This window comes from Lysinibacillus sp. NPDC096382, assembly GCF_044762845.1.
Taxonomy (GTDB): Bacteria; Bacillota; Bacilli; order Bacillales_A; family Planococcaceae; genus Lysinibacillus.
Window position 1 is genome coordinate 131,878 of the sequence record NZ_JBIWFC010000001.1, and the last position, 17,106, is coordinate 148,983.

At 36.2% G+C, this 17,106-nt stretch carries 19 protein-coding genes; 14 read left to right on the top strand and 5 right to left on the bottom strand.

The features are described from left to right. The first annotated feature begins 52 nt into the window (after window positions 1-52). Both ACIQZA_RS00640 and ACIQZA_RS00645 read left to right on the top strand, forming a co-directional pair. Window positions 53-325, top strand: coding sequence for a YjdJ family protein (locus ACIQZA_RS00640; RefSeq protein ID WP_400934134.1), 273 nt, complete (start codon window positions 53-55; stop codon window positions 323-325). Window positions 326-395: 70 nt separating this feature from the next. After that, the gene (locus ACIQZA_RS00645) at window positions 396-626 is read left to right on the top strand and encodes a hypothetical protein (RefSeq protein ID WP_400934137.1); all 231 of its coding nucleotides are present in this window, start codon (window positions 396-398) and stop codon (window positions 624-626) included. Between the two features lie 1,115 nt (window positions 627-1,741). On the opposite strand, the gene ACIQZA_RS00650 is transcribed toward ACIQZA_RS00645, so the two are convergent. Next, on the bottom strand, window positions 1,742-2,647 hold the full coding sequence (locus ACIQZA_RS00650; protein ID WP_400934140.1) for a glycerophosphodiester phosphodiesterase family protein: 906 nt from the start codon (window positions 2,645-2,647) through the stop codon (window positions 1,742-1,744). Between the two features lie 302 nt (window positions 2,648-2,949). Between ACIQZA_RS00650 and ACIQZA_RS00655 the strand changes: the two genes are divergently transcribed. Further along, complete coding sequence (locus tag ACIQZA_RS00655; RefSeq protein WP_142507570.1) at window positions 2,950-3,222, top strand: YlbG family protein; 273 nt, start codon at window positions 2,950-2,952, stop codon at window positions 3,220-3,222. A gap of 2 nt (window positions 3,223-3,224) precedes the next feature. On the opposite strand, the gene ACIQZA_RS00660 is transcribed toward ACIQZA_RS00655, so the two are convergent. Then, window positions 3,225-3,614, bottom strand: coding sequence for a DUF7147 family protein (locus ACIQZA_RS00660; protein WP_142507569.1), 390 nt, complete (start codon window positions 3,612-3,614; stop codon window positions 3,225-3,227). Window positions 3,615-3,670: 56 nt separating this feature from the next. Between ACIQZA_RS00660 and ACIQZA_RS00665 the strand changes: the two genes are divergently transcribed. The 3 genes from ACIQZA_RS00665 to coaD all read left to right on the top strand — a co-directional run bounded on the left by ACIQZA_RS00665 (window position 3,671) and on the right by coaD (window position 6,445). Beyond that, window positions 3,671-5,098 (top strand): RNA polymerase II, encoded by a 1,428-nt coding sequence (locus tag ACIQZA_RS00665; RefSeq protein WP_400934143.1) that lies wholly within the window; start codon window positions 3,671-3,673, stop codon window positions 5,096-5,098. 253 nt (window positions 5,099-5,351) lie between these two features. Next, a complete protein-coding gene (rsmD, locus tag ACIQZA_RS00670) occupies window positions 5,352-5,912 on the top strand; it encodes a 16S rRNA (guanine(966)-N(2))-methyltransferase RsmD (RefSeq protein WP_402880160.1) in 561 nt (186 codons plus the stop codon). A 47-nt stretch (window positions 5,913-5,959) separates the two neighbouring features. After that, window positions 5,960-6,445 carry a pantetheine-phosphate adenylyltransferase gene (coaD, locus tag ACIQZA_RS00675; protein WP_142507566.1) on the top strand — a complete coding sequence of 162 codons (486 nt, stop codon included), beginning with the start codon at window positions 5,960-5,962 and terminating at the stop codon, window positions 6,443-6,445. A gap of 428 nt (window positions 6,446-6,873) precedes the next feature. Here coaD and ACIQZA_RS00680 read toward each other — a convergent pair whose 3' ends face one another. Continuing rightward, the gene (locus ACIQZA_RS00680) at window positions 6,874-7,773 is read right to left on the bottom strand and encodes a hypothetical protein (protein WP_255504992.1); all 900 of its coding nucleotides are present in this window, start codon (window positions 7,771-7,773) and stop codon (window positions 6,874-6,876) included. Between the two features lie 118 nt (window positions 7,774-7,891). On the opposite strand from ACIQZA_RS00680, the gene ACIQZA_RS00685 reads away from it, so the two are divergent. Beyond that, window positions 7,892-8,938, top strand: coding sequence for a SepM family pheromone-processing serine protease (locus tag ACIQZA_RS00685; RefSeq protein ID WP_400934148.1), 1,047 nt, complete (start codon window positions 7,892-7,894; stop codon window positions 8,936-8,938). Window positions 8,939-9,211: 273 nt separating this feature from the next. On the opposite strand, the gene ACIQZA_RS00690 is transcribed toward ACIQZA_RS00685, so the two are convergent. Continuing rightward, window positions 9,212-9,538: a hypothetical protein gene (locus tag ACIQZA_RS00690; protein ID WP_400934150.1), complete on the bottom strand. Its 327-nt coding sequence runs from the start codon at window positions 9,536-9,538 to the stop codon at window positions 9,212-9,214. A 40-nt stretch (window positions 9,539-9,578) separates the two neighbouring features. Continuing rightward, window positions 9,579-10,790: a nucleotidyltransferase gene (locus ACIQZA_RS00695; RefSeq protein WP_400934152.1), complete on the bottom strand. Its 1,212-nt coding sequence runs from the start codon at window positions 10,788-10,790 to the stop codon at window positions 9,579-9,581. Window positions 10,791-10,988: 198 nt separating this feature from the next. Between ACIQZA_RS00695 and ACIQZA_RS00700 the strand changes: the two genes are divergently transcribed. The 7 genes from ACIQZA_RS00700 (at window position 10,989) to bshC (ending at window position 16,974) form a co-directional block, all read left to right on the top strand. Further along, entirely contained in the window at window positions 10,989-11,522 is a 534-nt protein-coding gene (locus ACIQZA_RS00700; protein WP_400934154.1) for a YceD family protein, read from the top strand. Window positions 11,523-11,546: 24 nt separating this feature from the next. Continuing rightward, window positions 11,547-11,720, top strand: a complete 174-nt coding sequence (gene rpmF, locus ACIQZA_RS00705; RefSeq protein ID WP_010858320.1) for a 50S ribosomal protein L32 — start codon at window positions 11,547-11,549, stop codon at window positions 11,718-11,720. Between the two features lie 163 nt (window positions 11,721-11,883). Further along, on the top strand, window positions 11,884-12,651 hold the full coding sequence (locus tag ACIQZA_RS00710; RefSeq protein WP_402880157.1) for an enoyl-CoA hydratase/isomerase family protein: 768 nt from the start codon (window positions 11,884-11,886) through the stop codon (window positions 12,649-12,651). A 110-nt stretch (window positions 12,652-12,761) separates the two neighbouring features. Then, on the top strand, window positions 12,762-13,139 hold the full coding sequence (locus tag ACIQZA_RS00715) for a transcriptional regulator (RefSeq protein WP_132357574.1): 378 nt from the start codon (window positions 12,762-12,764) through the stop codon (window positions 13,137-13,139). A gap of 641 nt (window positions 13,140-13,780) precedes the next feature. Continuing rightward, on the top strand, window positions 13,781-14,683 hold the full coding sequence (locus ACIQZA_RS00720; protein WP_400934158.1) for a ketopantoate reductase family protein: 903 nt from the start codon (window positions 13,781-13,783) through the stop codon (window positions 14,681-14,683). Continuing rightward, a complete protein-coding gene (locus tag ACIQZA_RS00725; protein ID WP_400934159.1) occupies window positions 14,680-15,075 on the top strand; it encodes a DUF3397 domain-containing protein in 396 nt (131 codons plus the stop codon). Before ACIQZA_RS00720 ends, ACIQZA_RS00725 begins: the two co-directional genes overlap by 4 nt. Before the next feature lie 282 nt (window positions 15,076-15,357). After that, window positions 15,358-16,974 (top strand): bacillithiol biosynthesis cysteine-adding enzyme BshC, encoded by a 1,617-nt coding sequence (bshC, locus tag ACIQZA_RS00730; RefSeq protein WP_402880155.1) that lies wholly within the window; start codon window positions 15,358-15,360, stop codon window positions 16,972-16,974. Window positions 16,975-17,106 lie beyond the last annotated feature (132 nt).

Below are 17,106 nucleotides of genomic sequence, written 5' to 3' on the forward strand. Positions count from 1 at the left end.
TAAGAGGACGTTTCTGGTATCGTGAATAATGAACTTTATCAGGAGGGATAAATTGTTTAAGTATATATTGCAACTTATAATTGGAATTTTAATTTTAGCTGAATCAACATTTATAGCTTGGTATGAGGGAAGTGCCATTATAGAAAATTCTTTGGAATGGAAGTATTCAACACCGTTTAAAGAGTTATTTAACATTGGTATTACAAATGGGCATGATATTAGCCAACTCGATTATTTGGTTTATTCAGCTAAATTCCAGCCTTTATTCCCTACTATTATGATGGTTAGTGTCCTCTACATTCTGAGTGTAATTGGCTACTATTAGAAATCCCTTCCTTTAATACATTATTTTGGGTAAAATCTAATTAATTATAGCTTAAAGGGGGGAGATTTATGTGAAGAATGTTAATGGGGATTATAATTATATTCAAATTTCCATAATAATTGTTTTTACTTTGTTATTGGTATTTGCAATATTAATTGCTGTAAAAAGTTATTTTAATAACAAAGAAATAGGCTTGCTTTCTTCAGAATGTTTAAAAAAAGATGGAGAGTACGAATTAGTAATTACTAATAAGTTAACTCAGAGTTATGAGTTTTCTTGTAATGAGAAAGAGGAACATTAAAGATTCTAAGAGTAGCGTTAACCATTCTTTTTCGTTTTTTGTCGAAGTCGTGTGAGGGGGAAATACAGGGGAAGTGACAACTATAAATGGCAAATAATTTATTGGTGAAGCAGACCATAAGAACCTTTCATAAAGGGTGAGAGCAAGATTTGTTAAATTATTGATGTTGCATTAATTTACGTAAATGATGTGCCTGTGATGTACTATGAGAAATCCCCATGTCCTAACCGTCCGTAGGAAAAGGGCAAAATCTACTCAATTGAAGATTTGCCCTTTGTTTTATTTAAATTTTTAGCGACCAAATAATAAAATAAGTCATCTTTGTTTATGCCTTGTTTAATTGAATATTCGCATCCCGAAATAGTCAAACTTTTTTATAAAAACCAAACTAGATAAATAAAGAACCAACTGATTTGATCAAACTTTGTTTCATTTCTTTCAGTATAAAATCAGCGTTTGCAACTTACTTTTAATCGAACTTTATTAAAAAGCTACATCTTTTAAAAATAAAAGCAGAATTAGTCCTTCAACTAATTCTGCAAAAAGCTATTATAATGTGTAACATTTTATTTGCAATATTGTTAAATCTTTAACAGTAGAAAATAACTTGACTTTTAAAACATTTGGATACAATTTTATTTTTTTCTAAACAGTGTATCCCCAAGAGGGATGCCAACCACAACAACCAAAACCGTTAGAATTACCAGTGCTTGAAAAATCAAATACGCAACTTGATCGAACATCGTATCTCTCCTTCTTTTTTTTTTATAATTCCTACCTAATATTCTGTAATTATCCAACTCCTGTTAAAGAGTAATAAAGAACAAAATGCTTTTAATAATATAGTTTACTTCATTACAACGTATGTATGCAGTCGTTATTTTTTATATTTTGTGATCTTCAACAATAGGACGCGGCTCTTTGGGTATAAATGCTTATACTAAAAATGAGATTTTGCACCAAGTTATTGCGCATAAAATTCATCATATAGGGCAGCTGTCTTTGTACCGCTAATTATAATAGGTAGAGAAATTAAAAAAGGTAAGGGCTGTTAAAAGAAGGCCCTCACCAATTAAGTGTTAATTATAATAAAATGAAGCCAAATCTCCATTTTATTATTTTTGTTTTTGTAGTAATTCTACAGCAATATCAGGTCGATCTGTAATAATACCTTTTGCACCGTTGTGAATTAATTTATTCATTGTTGCTACGTCATTGATAGTCCAATAATGAACAGGAATGTTTAAATTGTTTAGAAACTGGATAAACTTCGGAGATTCCAGTGTGATTACTCCTGATTTAGGCGGTATCTGGAATACGTCTACCTTTGGATGATATAAGTGTCCAAACTGGCTTGAGAAAGAAGCAAATGCTTTACGAACATCTGATTCACCTGCACCGAGCGCTACTTGATTTTGTGCATATAAATTAAAGCGATCGATCTGTTCACCGTAAAAGCTTGTGACAACTACTCGATTCTCAGCACCAAGTTCTTCAATTAAACGCCATAGTTTAGATGGCATTAAACTTCCTTCATACGTATCTGGTGCATCTTTAATATCAATATTTACTAACATGTTTGGATAAGTTTCTAATAGTTCACGTAATGATACAACGTCTATTTTTTCATCTCGATAAGGATATCCCCCATCTAAATCTTCAAATTGATAACCGTGGTTTAATGCATTTATTTCCGCAAAAGTCATATCTGCAACAAGTCCATAGCCATCTGTCGTACGATCGACAGTATCATCGTGGAAAACGATAATTTCCTCATCTTTGGTTAAGCGAATATCTATTTCAAAGCCGTCAACACCTAACTGTGCGGCCTTTTCAAAAGCAGGCATTGTATGCTCAGGTGCTATATGAGCACCGCCACGATGTGCGAGAATAATTGGGTGATCAAATTGTAATGCTTGTTTCCCCTCTCGTTGTTGAGGTTTAGAAATAGCTTTACTACCTGCCCAAGCAGCTGCACTTGCCGCTGCGATTGCAAGAGCAATCTTTGTTTTCTTACCCATATTCGTCCTCCTTAACAATTAAATTAATATAAATAGTACTGGCAATTTCACTTTTTCAGCAATTGTTTTGTGTAGCGAGAGCAAAGCGTCAGCTACAATTATGCCGAGGCATAATTGATTTTTCAGTGAGCAATCTAACGTAAACTAGAACTCTATAACTTACATAAGTGAATATAAAACGTGTAGTCAAAGTTGTATGCTTTTCCATTATAACGGAAAATTGAGCGTTCTGTCAGCTAAACTCTGTTGCTATCATTTTCCGGTCTATGGTATTCTTTTATGTAAGAAATGAGGGGAATACTATGAACGAACGCCAAGGACTAATCGTTTACGTCCATCAATTAAAACATGCGAAGTCTCTTCGAAAATATGGTCATGTTCTTTATATTTCTCGGAGGCAAAAATATGTAGTAATTTATTGCGAGCGAGAGGAAATTGAACCAATGACAACAAAACTACAACGCCTTCCATTCGTGAAAGACGTTGTAAAGTCTTATCGTCCATTTGTTAAAACTGAGTATGAAAATGCAAAACCAGATAAAGCGAAAGAATATGACTACAAAGCGGGTCTATAATACTATGTCAACGATGGAATATAGTGATGAAGTCTCATTATTCCAATCAAGTATTGATAAAATAGTTTTGATTCCGAAAATATAGAAGAGTGCTTTATTTCTACAACAACCGCTTTTCGATCTAGTCGTTTAATACTTTCTTCAAACATTTTTTGTCGCTGCGAAGGCTGCTCTTCATTATAAGGGATGCCTTCTCGACAAATATAAATCGGCATGAATTTACTTTCACCGACTGGTTTTAAAGCGACTGCTAAAGAGGCAACCTTTTTTTCTTCTTTAGTGGATGTTAGTATAAAGGCTTGGTGGAAGCGATCTTGGTTGGTTCTCACTATTTCAAGTAGCTCATAAACATCACCATAGCCCTCACCTAATTCTATAAATTGTTGTGGCATAAAAATTGCACATCCTTTCCAATACACATAGTATCATGCTGCGGGAGGTCAAGCACATGAAATTTGCAATGAGTTTTTTTTCTATTCTAGCACTAATCATTACCGGAACGTTATTTTTTCAGTATCATGCTTATTCTTCTGACTTAGAGACAGGCGATGGCGAATTCCGTTATTCACAAGAGATAGAGATTGTCTATCGAGAAAATAGCTTGGATATTCGTCAACATTTTAAAAATTTACCCAACCAAAAAGTGAAGATAGAGTGGCCAGAAAATGCGATAAATCCTAGTTGCTTTATCGATAACGAAAAAAGTTGTGATCGCTTATCAAAAGAAGTCTCGTATTTTCAAAAAGGGGAGACTAAATCACAATCTGTTTCATACATAATTCCAATTAAGGATGGCTTAAAAGATAAAATGCTCATCCAAAATGCTTTCGCCACATTAACGAATGGTGAATCATCTTACTCTGTTGTACATATTTCAACGGATAGTAAAATTGTTGGTCAGTGGGTAACGGGCTTGCCTTTAGTAGGTCAGCAAAAACTATCACTTGTTAACTATACAATGTTTAGTGGATATGGTACAGTTCGTGATATTTATTGGCAAACGGCTAATTTAAAAGTACAAGAGCAAACTCCTGTATTGTCTATTTATGCCCCGGGAGCTATTTCGAAGGATTTCTTGAAATCATTGGAGAATTTTAAGTTTTTGAATGATCAACATATTGCTATTATTCAAGATAAGAATCCAGTGAAAGAACATGATGACCGACTTTTATTTTTACCAGAGCTAACGGAACAAGCTGTTGAACAGGAAGTTATACTGTCGCAAATAAAGTCGCAATATAAGTTTAAAGATTCACCGACATGGTTGCCGGAAGTGGTGGCATCCTATTTAGTGAAAGATACGATTGGCTCAGATAAAGCAAAGAAAATCGTGAAGACGTTAAAAGAATATATGACAGCTAATCAAGAGTCGACATGGCAGGAAGCTTTGAATAAACTTGGGGAAGAGCCGATTTCCCCTGCATCAATGGACGATCTTTTATCCGAGGTATTAGATGCAAAAACGTCTTATTTTAAGTTGAATGCTGCTCAAGAAAATGGCACATATCCACTATTATTTGAGGATGAACGAAGTGTTTACGTGAATGATGTTTTGAAAGAAGACGTTCGTGTAATACTTTATGAAGGGCAAGTATTATATAATGCTGATAAATTGTTACCTTATTTAGGCTATACTGCTGGTGAAGGTGAAAATGGGTATTATATCAATAGTGATAATCGTACCTTCCGATTCCCGAAAGAACCAGGATTTTATGTATTTAATCAACGTAGATATTCGACTATTTCAGAACCGATTATTAAAATTGCCAATAATTATTATATTGAAGAAGCTTGGCTACAACGATTATTTTTAGTAGAATTACAAAAAAGTGATGGTCGTATCAATATTAAGTTATTAACACAAGAACAAGAATAAACTTTTTGCAGCGGAGGTTCGTCTTTCGCTGCAAAAATGCTTTTATCTTCAATCAGCATGTTGTTGTTGCGGCAACAACAGAGTTTTGACTGTGCGAAAGCGAAGCGACAGCAACAAGAGGGTTTTGACTGTGCGAAAGCGAAGCGGCAGCAACAAGAGGGTTTTGACTGTGCGAAAGCGAAGCGACAGCAACAACAACAATTACGCCAAGGCGAAATTGATTTATGGAAAAAGAAAGTACGGTGATTTACCTATGAGAGTTGTAGCAGGAGAACGTAAAGGGATGCCTTTAAAGGCAATTGCAGGGAACACGACGAGACCTACAACTGATAAAGTAAAGGAATCCATATTTAATATTATTGGCCCATTCTTCGACGGAGGTATAGCGCTCGATTTATTTGCAGGGAGTGGTGGCTTAGGTATCGAATCTTTAAGTAGAGGGGCTGAGCACGCCGTATTTATTGAAAAAGATGCAAAGGCGTTCCAGGTACTACAGGATAACGTAAAAAAATGTCGTTACGAGGATTGCTCTGAGCTTTTTCGTATCGATGCGAAGCGTGCTGTGAAAGCGTTATTAAAACGTGATATTACGTTTAAATTAGTATTTTTAGATCCACCATATCATCATAAAGAATATTATGACTTAGTACAGATTCTTGTTGATAATGATAAAATTCAACATGATGGCATTATTTTATGTGAGCATGCAAAAGAAGTAGAATTACCACAGATATTTGGGGACTTTGTATTAAAAAGACAAGAAATATATGGCGGAACGATTATATCCGTTTATCTTCATTCGGAAGGTGTCTAAGCACCCCTTGGACATTGATCGTTGCATAGAGGAAGAGGGAGAATAAGTTGTCAGAGAAGATTGCTGTAGTTCCTGGAAGTTTTGATCCGGTGACATTTGGTCACTTAGATATTATTAAACGGGCGGCAGATGTATTTGACACAGTTTATGTTGCTGTTTTAAATAATTCATCCAAGCAGCCGTTATTTTCAGTGGAAGAGCGCATGGCATTAATGGCAGAAGTCACTAAAACATTGCCTAATGTACGTATTGAAAGTTCATCGGGGCTATTAATAGACTATGCTAAGGAAAAAAAAGCAAAAGCGATTGTCCGTGGTCTACGTGCTGTTTCGGATTTCGAATACGAAATGCAAATTACTTCGATGAACCGTTTTCTTGATGAAACCATTGAAACGTTTTTCATCATGACAAAAAATCAATATTCATTCTTAAGCTCAAGCATTGTTAAAGAGGTTGCGAAATATGGTAGTGATGTTAGCGAGCTTGTTCCTGCTTGTGTTGTAGAAGCTTTGAAGGAAAAGTATCATTTTTAACTTTTTTTAGCCCGTGTCCAAACATCTGTACCTGTCGCTAAACTTTCGGTACATAAGACGAAATAGAGGTCTAAGAACGCCACGCAAGCGACAGCAACGAGGCATAATTGTTAAATAAACTAAAAGAATGAGGCTGGGACAAAAACTAGTCTAAGCTTTAAAAAGCGCGAGAAATCAATTTTAAAAAAGTTGATTTCCCGCGCTTTTTTGACGTAGAATTTTGTCCTGGTTTTATTTGTTTTACAAAAAATGGATTTAGGAATTATCATAATACTTTCTGCGCTATTATTTGTGATTAAATTCGAGGGAAGCTATAGGAGTAGGGGAATGATTGATTTCCTCTGCTATGCTTACTCCTAAGTCCATTCTTTACTCCTCATGCCAATCATTAAATAGTAAACCTTATCTTTACTCTAAAGAACGATTATTTATTTTAAGAAAAAAAGAGCATAAATAGTGGGTACAATGATTATGCTAAGTAGGCGGAATTTTATATATGGTCGAACGGAAAGTTTGGCTGATTTCGCAATTACGAAAATTTGTAAGTGAATGCTTATACTTTGCATTGTTAACAACATAACAACTAGTAATGGTAAATATGGGAGATCTGGAAATGCTGAGACGGTCATTTTAAGTCCATTTGTAACTTCAAGAATGGCTGCTATGGAAAGCTCAGCTGTATAGGGAAGTTTAGGTATCAGTGAATCTAAGCCTTGCTGGACAATCGTTTGGATGGTAGTGAAAAAAATTATTGTAGTTCCAACTAAAAGTATTGTCGGTGCTGTTTCTTTAATACTTTCAGAAAATGGTGCTGTATGCAAAGGTGTATTGTGTATGGAGATGCTAGGAGGATCCGTTTTACGAAATAAGAAGTAACCAGTTATTAAACAGCAAATATTAAAACTATGTAGTAAACATAAAAACATCCATCCGAACGTATTACTGTGTAATAAATCAAGGCTTACAAAGCCTAGCACGAAAAGAGGACTAGGTGCGTGACATACGGCTAATAAAAAATTTGCTTCTTTTGGATGTAGTTGCCCACTGTTTTTTAAGTAAACAATCGTTGTTGCTCCAGATGGATACCCTCCGAGTGCGCTAATAATGTAGGCTTGTACGTATAAAGAAGCTCTTTTTGTTTTAGTTCGCATAGGAGCTGTTAAACGGAGAAGCCATTGCGTTAAAATAAGGTAAGGTAATAAATACGGAAAAAGGGCCTCCATAAAGAGGTTTAAACCTAAATCAGTACCATTATGAGCAGTTTGTGGGAATAACAAGAGTAATAGAATAAGAACTATGCAAATCGCTATTTGAATTATCGCATACATGTTATCATCTCGTTTCAACTTTTTGTCATTCACATAGGCAAATGCTAAAATCAATATATGTAAAAAAGGCAAAAACATGAACGTATGGTTTTGCGAGCGTCCTAGGAGGTGTTTTTCTTTGAAGAAAAAAATTAGTATTTATGCAGTGTTAATAGTCGTGATTTGTTTTTTAATGTTGTTCCGACTAGACGCTTATATCATGAAGCCGGGAAGTGCTTATGATGTCAGTAAATTTGTTAACGTTGAAAATAGTCACACCGATGATAAAGGATCATTGAGCTTAATGACGGTGGCTATGCAGCAAGCAACGCCTTTTTCATATTTATGGGCGAAAACCCAAAAATATCAAAAACTAATGAATATTGAACAAGTTCGAAATCCATTAGAGGATGAAGAGGAATATAATGTTCGACAGTTTAAATTAATGTCTGATTCTCAATTTAATGCAAAGTATATAGCTTTTCAGAGGGCTGGTCTCCAAACAAAAATTCTCTTTAATGGTGTTTTTGTATTAAATGTCCTAGATGGCGGTGCTTCGGATAATTTATTAAAAGCTGGTGATGAAATTATTGAGGTTGATGGACAAAAAATTAAAAATCAACAAACGCTTGTAGATCTTTTAAAGCCAAAGCAACTTGGAGATAAGGTGACAATTAAATTTAATCGTAATACAAAAGAACAAGAGGTAACGATTACATTAAAGGAAATCCCTAAATCAGAAGAGAAAAGGGCAGGATTAGGTATTACTTATACTGAAAGTAAATCTATTGAAACAAATCCAAATGTGTCTATGAAAACGGAGGATATTGGAGGTCCGTCTGCTGGGCTAATGTTTACCTTAGAAATTTTAGACCAACTTCTCGAAGAAGATTTAACGAAAGGTTATGCTATTGCGGGGACAGGTGAAATGCTGGTAGATGGCTCTGTTGGAAGAATTGGTGGAATAGACTATAAAGTCATTGCTGCTGATCGTGATGGTATGGAAATCTTTTTTGCACCAGATGATGAAATTACTCCAGAAATGAAAGCTAAATATCCTGAACTGGAATCTAATTATGCTACAGCAGTAAAGATTGCGAAAGAAATTGGAACAAAAATGAAAATAGTTCCGGTTAAAACTGTGGATGATGCAATCGAATATTTAAAACAGTTACATCCGAAATAGGTTTTCACTGTAACGATGGGTTAGTTTCCATTGCGGTTTGGTTCTTTCCTGGGAGTGTCCAATGAGACGCTTGGGCAACTAAAGAGGTTTGTCTAGCAACAGCGACAGCAGGAGGTTGATACGAAGGCGTATTACAGGGAGTGATGCTCCTAGTCTTCGTTCCTCTAATTGCTTGCTAATGTTGATGGGGAAAAATGATAAAAAAGCCTGGTTACTCAAAATTAATTGAGTAACCAGGCTTTTTTGTTTACCTTGATGTTTTAAAAATCTAACTTAATTCTCTGCTACAAGTTTTATTATTTTTCCTTCTTCATTAACTACGGCAATCGCTTTTGAAGTATCTATGTTGTAAATAGCATAAATTTTTGTTTCAACTGGATAAATATTTGAAGACAATTCTTTACTGTCTTGCTCTTTGTTGAGGTCGTATTTTACTTCGCCTAACTTTTCGCCAAGTTGGTTATTTTCTAAAACTTCTTCAGTCATAATGTAATGTGTATTATTGTACTTTACGAATTGAAATGCCCAAGAAGATGAAGAATTGCATCCTATTAACAAGAAAATTAACAAAAAACAATAAAAATATAAAAAATACTTCAAAGCCATACCTCCTGAAGAATTTTTTGTAGTTTTCCATTTCTTAAAAACGAATCGGTGGTGTTTGATAATCTTTAGGAAGACTTTGCTCTTTTGTTCCTTGTTCTATACTTAAATTGTAAACCTCTGCTGCATGTATATCTACAGCAAGCATAGCATCATCCATAGCAGCTACACGACTGATTAAAGGTAAAGGTATATCTTTTTTATGCATTCCTAAATAACGTTGTCCCTTCTTGCTCATACCAAGTAAACGTATGCTAGATGGGGCGTCAAAGCTTTGCAACTGTTCCTTTGTAAACCCAGTATAAATGTGTGTAAGCATGCGTTGAAGTCGCGTCCAAGTATAGCGTTTTGATTTAATTTTCTCCATAAAGCTACTGAATGAATGACTTGTTTTCGCTGCTTTAATTAGAGCGTTTTCAATGCCTTCTGTTACTTCTGCATAGCGCGTAAGTTCATGAGGTGTGTGACGAATAAGCGTAAACTGTAACAATGGCCAAAAAGTTTCCCAACTTGCAAATTCACCATATTTTTCGTACCAATCAGCTAAATAATCAAACGATGCTTTAGGGAGAAAATCTTCCACACTTTGAAGCGTGTTGGTTGTTGCTAGAGCCTTGCGTATTCCTGTAGCACTAGCTATGGATGCCCCTTCTTGCAAAGCGTCATGGTAACCTGCAACAATGCGAGGGATCGTTAAAGGTTTAATGTTACTACCTAGAGTCGTTGCAGCCTCAATATAATGAAAACCAAGTATATTGTTTGGTTGTCCCAAATCAATGTATGTTGCAGGGAATTTTTGAGAAAGCTGTTCATAGGCGTAATGTAGACTTTTGGGATAGCTTGCACCCGTTTTAAGGCTTTCTTTAATAAGAGTGTTATATTCAGTGCGATGATTATTAATGAGCTGAAACGTATTCATAAAGGGTTGAATGGAACCGTCTTCACTTCCAAAGGCAAAAGAATCGCAACCAATTGCAGATAGTAAGGAAATTGCTCCTTTTGCGAAATCAGTTGCAGGTGCGGTACTATAAACGTAGGGTAGTTCAATGACAATATCAACACCACCTGCGAGAGCCATTTTTGTGCGTGTCCATTTATCAACCATGGCTGGTTCACCACGCTGCAAAAAATCTCCACTCATGACTGCAACGACAATATCCGCTTGTGCTACTTTTTTTGCCTGTTCTAAATGATAGGCGTGTCCGTTGTGAAAAGGATTGTATTCAACAACTATTCCGACTGCTTGCAAATTTAAGCCCCCTTTACCAATGTCAATTGCTTCTCGTTCTTACTTAGAACCTTTTTCTTATATAGAACGGTTTGGAGCAAATACACTTTTTATAATATTTAATTATAGGTGGGTTTTATTGTGGTGACAAGAAATTATCTTGACATCTATTTTTACACATTATATAATCAACAGTGTTGTCTCGAGGTGATTAAACGAATGAAATGGTCAATTCATCAATTATCTAAATACCGCCAAAACGGGATGCCAATCGATGCCTATGTCCAGCTGGACGAGGTGATGGAGCGAAACCAGGATATTCGAGCAATTTCGCCCGTTCATGTAAAAGGGCTATGTACTTTCGGTGCATCGCAAATGACATGTCAGCTAACTGTGGAAGCGACGTTAACATTACCATGTGCACGCACATGGGAAGATGTTGAGTTTCCTATCGAAGTTGAGACAGTTGAGGTTTTCAGCTGGATTGACGAGGAAAAACGAGGGGAAGATGACGGAGATATTCACTATATTATTGGTGAAGTAATCGACATGAAGCCGGTTATTGAGGAGTTAGTGCTTCTTGAAGTACCTTTGCAAGTGTTTAAGGAAAATTCCGAAGGGCAAGTGCATGGTGGGAAAAATTGGTCTTACGCGACGGATGAAGACGTTGAACTACACAAAAAAGCTGACGAACAAAAAGTGGATCCAAGACTTGCTAATTTAGCTAAGTATTTTGATCAAACAGACGAATAGACGATCTGTAAGGAGGTGCCATCAATGGCTGTACCATTTAGAAGAACTTCTAAAACTGCAAAAAGAAAGCGTCGTACGCATTTCAAATTATCTGTACCTGGTATGGTAGCTTGCCCAAACTGTGGTGAAGCTAAATTATCACACCGTGTTTGCAAAGCTTGCGGACAATACAAAGGTAAAGAAGTAGTAAGCAAATAATACAGTGTTTGCTCACTTAAAAGGCTAGTAGAGAGACCATGGCTCTTTACTAGCCTTTTTGTTGGCTTAAAGAGACGGAATTTTCCGGCAATAACGAAAAGATATATAGTACTATAATAATTGTATGATACAATTTATCCATCAGGACAAAGGGGGAAATAGTATGGCTTACATAATTGATAACAAAGAAGGTATTATGACGTTTACGATTAATCGAGAAGAAAAACGGAATGCGGTAAATGATGAGGTTATGGATGGGCTACAAGAAGTCATTACATATATTCGAAATCATGAGGATGTTCGTTTTTTAGTCGTTACGGGAGTAGGGGATAAATCATTTTGCTCGGGCGGCGACTTATCTGAATTCCATGCGCTCGAAACGGAGGATGAAGCGTTTGGGATGTTAGGTAAGATGGGCGAAATATTATACGATCTTGCAACGTTACCTGTGCCAACAATTGCGTTAATTAACGGAACAGCGGTTGGTGGAGGTTGTGAAATTGCAACAGCTTGCGATTTTCGTCTAGTGGCAAGTCATGCGAAGTGCGGTTTTATACAGGGGACATTAGCAATTACGAGCGGCTGGGGAGGCGGTACATACTTATTCGAACGAGGATTACGCCATGATCGTGCGATGAAGATGCTAGCCGATGCGAAGCCATATTCAGCAGAATTGCTATATGAGATTGGTTGGGCAATGCGCGTTTTTGAAGGTTCAAAAGAAGCGGCATTGAATAATTTTATCGAACATATGCGTAAAATTCATCCTTCTGTTCATAAAGCTTATAAAGAAATTGAGCTTCGTAAGTGGCGTGAGCGTAATATGTATGAACGTGTTATGGAGGAAGTTCGTACATGTGCTAAATTGTGGGAAAGTGAAGCTCACCACGAGGCAGTTGCTAATTTCCTAACAAAGAAAAACAATAAATAATGTATAACGGCAGTGATTATAACAAAACTTAATCACTGTCTTTTTTAATTCGATGATTCTATTTTGCTCGTTCACGCATATAGTAGTAAAAAATGCGAGGGTGATAGATTATGGAATTGAAAAAAAGAAAAGATCAATGGACAAAGGAAGACGATGAAAGATTAGCAGAAATTGTGTTGCATAATGTGCAAAATGGCAAAACACAGCTAGAAGCTTTTGAATTGGCTGCTGCTGAACTAGGTCGTACAAAACAAGCTTGTGGTTTCCGTTGGAATAAAACATTACGCAGTCAATATAGTCAGTCACTACTAGCTGTCCGAAATCAGCCACAACAATCGATGCGGAGTCATTTGAAACTGGCATTAACAAGTTTTGATGAATTAACAGAAGCCTATCAAAGTCTCGAAGTAAGGCACCGTGAATTACAAAATGAACATGATAAACTAGTGAAATGGTTGCAGCAAGGGTATTCTTTAATGAAAGATTAAATAAGGAAGCTGCCAAAAGTTAAAAGTGCTGTAGAGTAAGGTACTTAGAAAAAATGTAAACTTGAATGAAAACATAATGCTGCGCTGAGTGTTTTAAAAAATATTCATCCCTCATTAACGGTCCGTAAAATTCCAATAGGTGAAGGCTGATAATTAGTGAGAAAAAACTACTGATTAAAGTTTCACTTTTTATATTATCGTAAACACTTAGTCAATCCTGTATAATAAAAGAACCTGCATAGGAGGTGCCTTAGAGATCATTCTAAGGCACCTCCTTCTGTAGAAAGGGACGAAAAGGATCATTTAACTTCTTTCAGTGGGTGTCTTTTGTGCTGAAAGCAAACGACAGGTACGGGTGTCACAACATCCGCTGAAATAGAGGAACTCAGTCTAAGAACGCCACGTCCTGTGGCAATTTATCTGTGAGAAAGCAAAGCGTCGGCAACAAATGTTTTCTGTGCGAAAGCGAAGCGGCAGCAACAAATGTTTTCTGTGCGAAAGCGAAGCGGCAGCAACAATTATATCGAGGTAAAATTGATTGATGGTCGGTAGCGGCTAAAATGTAATGGCAGTAGAGCTGTTTAGGAGGGCGTTCTCTTATGTTAGATCGTCCGTTGTAAATGTGGGAGGTGTAATGAGTTGTGGATGTAGCGGTTATTGGTGCAGGTGCTGTAGGTCTGTTAACGGCAAGCTTTTTAGCTGAGTCTGGTATGTCTGTAACGTTGGTTTCAAGAAGGAGTGAACAGATAGATGAACTTAATGCGAAGTATTTAACACGAGTGAATGTTGATGGAACGAAAACTGCACAAAAAGTTGCTTCAACTACGAACTTAATGGAGTTATCACAGCAAGATTTAATTGTAATTGCTGTTAAGTATGGTCAATTACAAGAGCTTTACGGACAATTATCTGCGTTGCCGAGTACAGTTTCGTTGTTGTTTATGCAAAATGGTTTAGCACATTTTGATGAAGCTCTTCGTTTGCCACAAAAAAATATTGCCTTTTGCTCTGTGTCATTTGGTGCTCAAATGATAGATCGGGTAACCGTGCAACATAGGGGCGTGGGTGTTTGTAAAATTGCGATAGAGCGAGGAAACGGTGATACGTTTAACGATTTGTTGCAATTAAAAAATTCCTTGTATTCGTTTGAGTTGGTTGCTAATGCTGAACAAATGTTATTTGAGAAAGCGGTATTTAACTGCTTGATTAACCCATTAACGGCTATATTGCAAGTGAGGAATGGAGAGTTAATAACGAATAAGCAAGCATTTTTATTGATGCAAACTATCTATCGAGAATTAACGGATGCTTTTGAAGACATAGAACAAGCTATACCTTTTTTCAAAGTGATAGAGTTATGTGAAATAACAGCAAGCAATACATCATCTATGCTAGCGGATCGGATACATGGGAAAAAAAGTGAAATTGACACGATTGTAGGAGTAATTTTAGAAAAAGCTCTAGCGAAAGGTCATAATTTGCCTACTTTACGCACTTTATACTACCAAGTACTTGCGATAGAGGAGAGCGGTGAAAGACGTTGAAAGATTTTTTACATATAGTTATAAGTATCATTATTTTTTGTCCAATCCTTCTTTTTGTGATTGTCTATTTAATTAGTCGAAAGGTTAAAATTCGAGGCACTCATGCTTTTGGAGTAGCATCGGACGTGACAACAGTGTGTTTGTTTTTTTCAGTACCACTAGTAATTAGTGTGCTGTGGAATATCGATGTTAGTGCGCTATTAGTAACGTTTGCGATAATGATGGCGATGATTTTTACATATATTGATTGGCGGACGAAAAAGGAAATTGAAGTGAAATTGCTCCTTAGGAAAATTTGGCGCTTTCAATTTTTAGTGTTAAGTACGGCATATATTGTTATTTGTATAGTAGGTGTTATTCGATCTGTTATTGAATATTTACAGGCTGTCTAAGCATTTTCTTTTCATGTTGATGCCATAAGCGTTAAAATAATAGCATTAAAGATTGTTTTATATTAATAACTCTATATTGCAAATAAATTAAATAAAATTCCAATGTACGACAACGTTTGAGTAGCTAACAAAAATCGTATACCGTTTTTTGAATATTTGTTGGAGTTTGTCGATTTGATAAACGTTCAAATTGCTTAGTAGTATTAAAAGGAATTTATTTTATTTCAAGTTTGCTTATGAAGAGTAAGAAGATGATTTAGTGAGTAGAGGAGTTTGTGTTAAATGAAACTGGAGTCAATCCAAGTACCCATAAAAAATCGTTTGCTAGCAGATTATTGGTCGTCGAATACTGCTATCCATGAGTTTTTTGAATACGCATATAACGATAAATCTTTTGAAAAACGAGCGCAATATTTAGATCAGCATGCATATGATCAAAAGGGATTAACAGCCATTATACGTCAATTTATGGAGCCGCTCGGATTATCGAAGAAAGCGAATGAACATTTGCAGCAACTAGAGCAAGGGGCTGTTGCAGTTGTCGGTGGGCAACAAGCGGGTATATTAACAGGCCCTCTTTACTCAGTGCATAAGGCGATTTCGGTCATTGCATTAGCGAAAGAGCAAAGTGTAAAACTTCAGCGACCGGTTGTTCCTGTTTTTTGGATAGCTGGTGAAGATCATGATTTAGAGGAAATTAACCACACATATACAGTATGTGGTGAAGATATTAAAAAACGTGTTTACGGTGAACGTTCAAGACGTAAAACGATGGCTTCTGAAACAAGTATAAACAAAGAATCAATGACACAATTAATAAATACGATTGCGAAGGATATGGGCGAAACAGCATTCACTGAAATGCTTGTGAAACAATTAGTGGATACTCTTAATGAGTGTGAAACATTTACGGAATTCTTTGCGCAACTTATGAACCAATTGTTTAAAGATGAAGGTTTATTGATGATTGATGCAGCAGACTTTAAGTTCCGCCAATATGAGCGTGATAATTTTACCCGTATCATTCATAAAAATGAAGAAATTGCTAGAGTGGTGACAGAAAAAGAAGCGGAGCTTGAACGTGCAGGCTATGGCAATCCTATTTTGGCATCAAACGAGGCGGCCAATTTATTTTATGTAGAAGATGGGGAGCGTCATCTTTTAGAAAGAAAAAATCAGCAATTTGTAAATCTAGCTGCAAATATCAAGCTATCGCGTGAAGAAGTTTTAGAAATTGCAGAAAAACATCCTGAGCAGTTAAGTAATAACGTTGTGACGCGTCCGCTAATGCAGGAAATGACATTGCCTGTGCTTGCGTTTGTTGGTGGACCAGGGGAGCTTGCGTACTGGGCGACATTGAAAGATGCGTTTGCGGTATTAGGTTTACAAATGCCGATTTTTGCTCCGCGTCTTCATATCACGATTGTCACACGTCATGTAGAACAACTTTTACGTGAATATCGTTTAAATGTTGCCGATGTTTTGGGTGGAAAAGCGGTACAGCTTAAAGAACAGTTTATTGCTGAAGTACAGGATGCTGAAGCGAAGCATCAAATTCAGGCGATGCAACAAGATCTTTTAGAAAAGTATGAGGCCCTTCAACTTTATTTAGAAGAGCAACAACTCTTACTAGATAAAATTCTTGTGAAAAATAAAGAGAATCATCTAAAGCAATTTGAGTATTTACAGCAAAAGGTTGAACAAACTGTCCTTAACAAGCATGAAACGACAATTCGAAAATTTATGACGCTACAAAATGAGTTGTATCCGAATGAAGGATTCCAGGAAAGAACTTATAACCCTTATCAATATTTTAATGAGTTTGGGCCTATGCTAATTACTGAAATGCTGAAACAAAATTATAGCATTGGCAATCACCACTATTTAATTTATTTATAATCCTAATATTTGTAACTTTATACCCAATTAACAATTTAATACAATATTAATTTGATGAACAATGACGACATAAATAGTAAATGGAGAGCTATCCTACTAAGGGTAGCTCTTTTTTTGTGTCATTTATCATGG

Bases quoted from the DNA above. Each gene is read 5' to 3' on its own strand.
- ACIQZA_RS00650 (WP_400934140.1), bottom strand. From the start codon at position 2,647: ATGGGTAAGAAAACAAAGATTGCTCTTGCAATCGCAGCGGCAAGTGCA.
- ACIQZA_RS00655 (WP_142507570.1), top strand. From the start codon at position 2,950: ATGAACGAACGCCAAGGACTAATCGTTTACGTCCATCAATTAAAACAT.
- ACIQZA_RS00660 (WP_142507569.1), bottom strand. From the start codon at position 3,614: ATGCCACAACAATTTATAGAATTAGGTGAGGGCTATGGTGATGTTTAT.
- ACIQZA_RS00665 (WP_400934143.1), top strand. From the start codon at position 3,671: ATGAAATTTGCAATGAGTTTTTTTTCTATTCTAGCACTAATCATTACC.
- rsmD (WP_402880160.1), top strand. From the start codon at position 5,352: ATGAGAGTTGTAGCAGGAGAACGTAAAGGGATGCCTTTAAAGGCAATT.
- ACIQZA_RS00680 (WP_255504992.1), bottom strand. From the start codon at position 7,773: ATGTATGCGATAATTCAAATAGCGATTTGCATAGTTCTTATTCTATTA.
- ACIQZA_RS00700 (WP_400934154.1), top strand. From the start codon at position 10,989: ATGAAATGGTCAATTCATCAATTATCTAAATACCGCCAAAACGGGATG.
- rpmF (WP_010858320.1), top strand. From the start codon at position 11,547: ATGGCTGTACCATTTAGAAGAACTTCTAAAACTGCAAAAAGAAAGCGT.
- ACIQZA_RS00710 (WP_402880157.1), top strand. From the start codon at position 11,884: ATGGCTTACATAATTGATAACAAAGAAGGTATTATGACGTTTACGATT.
- ACIQZA_RS00715 (WP_132357574.1), top strand. From the start codon at position 12,762: ATGGAATTGAAAAAAAGAAAAGATCAATGGACAAAGGAAGACGATGAA.
- bshC (WP_402880155.1), top strand. From the start codon at position 15,358: ATGAAACTGGAGTCAATCCAAGTACCCATAAAAAATCGTTTGCTAGCA.